The following is a 2,518-nucleotide window of genomic DNA, read 5'->3' on the forward strand; positions in this document are numbered from 1 at the left end:
ATCGGTGAGAGATGCCGCAGGAAGGCCTTGCGTGTCGCGAGGCCAGCCAAGGTGCTGAAGAAGACCAGCTTGCCGGCATCGAACAATGCCAACAGTGTCAACGTCACCTGAAGATTCCCCGGTTGTGTCGAGGTAAAATTCCCCACTTTGCGGCTGCCGGAGATCACCCGGCGTGCAGATCGGCGGCTCCATTTTTCAGTGGCCGCCCGCGCCTGCGCGGCGGCGCGGGCGTGGGCGGGGTGATGAGGGCCTTCGAGCGTATGTGCTCGGGCAGCAGGTCGGCATGGCGGCGTAGTCGATAGCTCGAGCCGTCGATCTGAACGACGATCGCGTGGTGAAGCAGGCGGTCGAGCAGAGCCGTTGCCACGACCGCGTCGCCGAAGATTTCGCCCCACTCGGCGAAGCCGCGGTTGGAGGTGAGGATCATTGCGCCCTTCTCGTAGCGGGCGTTGACGAGCTGGAAGAAGAGGTTGCCGCCGCCGGCGATCACTGGGAGGTAGCCGATCTCGTCGACGATTAGCAGCGAGAAGCGGCAGAAGAACCGGATCTTCTCCCGGAGCGTTCCCTCGCGCTCAGCCTTGGCCAGCGCGCCGATCAGGTCGGCCAGCGTCGAGAAGTAGACGCTTTTGCCGGCCTTGATAGCTTCGACGCCGATGGCGGTCGCAAGGTGGCTCTTGCCGGTCCCGGGCGGCCCCAGGAAGTGGACTGCTTCGCATCGCCCGACGAAGCTGAGCTCGGCCAGCGCCATGATCCTGGCCTTGTCCAGCGAGGGCTGGAAGGCGAAGTCGAAGCCGGACAACGTCTTGAGCGTGGAGAGCCGTGCCATCACCAGCGCCGTCTTGATCCTGCGGTTCTCACGGAAGCTCAGCTCCTCGATGAGGATCTGTTCGATGGCCTCGAGTGCGGTGATCTCACCGCGGTCGAGGCGCGCAACGCAGGCGTCGACCATTTCGATGGCGCGGGGCATCTTGAGGCCGACCATGCTCATCTTGACGCGGTCGAGCAGCGAGGCGCCGGGATCGGGAAGGATGCCGCTCATAGCGCACCTCCTGTAACGGCAAGTCGGCGGCCGACCGCCTCGTAGAAGTCCAGCGGCCGCTGGACCACGCGCTCGCCCGGCGTCGACGGCAGGCCCATGATGTCGCCTGCACGGCGCTGCAGGCGGCGATGGCCGTCAAGAAGCGAGCGCTGATGCCGGCCCTCGAGTAGGGGGTGGCGCGCGATGAGCCGCTCATCCTCGAAGATGCGGATTTCGTCGGCAAGGCTGTGGACCTCCACGACGCGTCGCCGGGTCGCGTCGGGGACCGAGTAGAAGTTGCCGGCGACGCTGACCATGCCTTCATGGCTGACGCGCCTCTCCAGCTTGAGAACCGCCCCGAACGGGATCAGCGGTAGCGGCTGCAACGTCGGCTTCTCCTCGGCGAAGGCCTCGTTGACGACGCGCCCCGTCGTTGCGTGCACGCGCGGATTGGCGACGCCCGAGAGCCAGCGGGCGAGTTGGGCGTTGAGGTCGTCGAGATCGCGGAAGCTCGAGCCCAGGAAGAAGTCCTCGCGAATGTAGCGGAACGGGCGCTCAACCTTGCCCTTGGTCTCGGGCCGATAGGGCCTGCAGGCCTTCGGCAGGAAGCCGTAGTGGCGAGCGAAGTCGGCAAGGCCACGATTGTAGATGACGCGCCCTTCCTCGTCCTCACCGGTGACCGCGGTCTTCATCCGGTCGTAGAGGATCTCGCGAGGCACGCCCCCGATCGCCTCGAACGCCGCCTTGTGGCAGGCGAGCACGGTCTGCATGGTCTGGCGCAGCGCGAAGCGGGCCCAGATCAACCGCGAGTGGCCCAGCACCATCGAGAACAGCCATACGATGCGCACTGTGCCGGGCTCGCTCGTGAAGCACACTCGGAACTGGGCAAAGTCCATCTGCGCCTGCTCGCCTGGCGCCGTCTCGAAGCGAACCGCAAACGGGCGCTCGCTGGGCGGCCGCATCGAGCGCACCGTGTCCCTGACGACGCTATAGCTACCCGCATATCCGCGCTCGCCGATCTCGCGATGCAGCCGCTGCGCGGTGAGCCCGGGATAAGCAACGAGCCTGGCCTGCAGATATTCGAGATGGGGATCGATCGGCCGGGGCCGTGGCAGCCGCGGGCCATACGAAGGCGGCTCCAGCCCCTGCGCGATATATTTGCGGACCGTCTTGCGATCGATCCCGAGCTGCCGCGCGATCGCGGCGACCTTCATTCCTTGGCGGTGCATGTCCAAGATCATGACGAGTTCCCCAAGCTTCTTCATCGCGGCTGCGCCTCCTGGAGGAAGCATGCCGGATATTCGGGAGATGCTCGCTGTCCCGGGGCGCGCCCCGGGACAGCGAGCAAAAGGAAGTGGGGAATTTTGAGATGACACTTCCGGGGAGAATTACTCCGCCATCAACACAACAGGCGAGTGAGGAACAGACGGCGGAACAAGGCGCCCAGCACGCGCACCGGCAGCAGGAATGCGGGGCGCGACGACATCCAGCGCGTGCCGT

The 2,518-nt window shown here is 65.7% G+C and carries 2 protein-coding genes; both read right to left on the minus strand.

The window, feature by feature from the left end; translation table 11 throughout:
* Positions 1 to 163: 163 nt before the first annotated feature.
* On the minus strand, positions 164 to 1,039 hold the full coding sequence (gene istB / locus GGQ90_RS28760; RefSeq protein ID WP_188084637.1) for an IS21-like element helper ATPase IstB: 876 nt from the start codon (positions 1,037 to 1,039) through the stop codon (positions 164 to 166).
* Positions 1,036 to 2,283, minus strand: coding sequence for an IS21 family transposase (istA, locus tag GGQ90_RS28765; protein ID WP_188084638.1), 1,248 nt, complete (start codon positions 2,281 to 2,283; stop codon positions 1,036 to 1,038). Before istA ends, istB begins: the two co-directional genes overlap by 4 nt.
* Between the last annotated feature and the right edge of the window lie 235 nt (positions 2,284 to 2,518).

This window comes from Sphingobium scionense, from assembly GCF_014197035.1.
GTDB classification, from domain to species: domain Bacteria; phylum Pseudomonadota; class Alphaproteobacteria; order Sphingomonadales; family Sphingomonadaceae; genus Sphingobium; species Sphingobium scionense.

Coding starts and splice junctions, on each gene's coding strand:
- istB (WP_188084637.1), bottom strand. CDS start 1,039: ATGAGCGGCATCCTTCCCGATCCCGGCGCCTCGCTGCTCGACCGCGTC.
- istA (WP_188084638.1), bottom strand. CDS start 2,283: ATGAAGAAGCTTGGGGAACTCGTCATGATCTTGGACATGCACCGCCAA.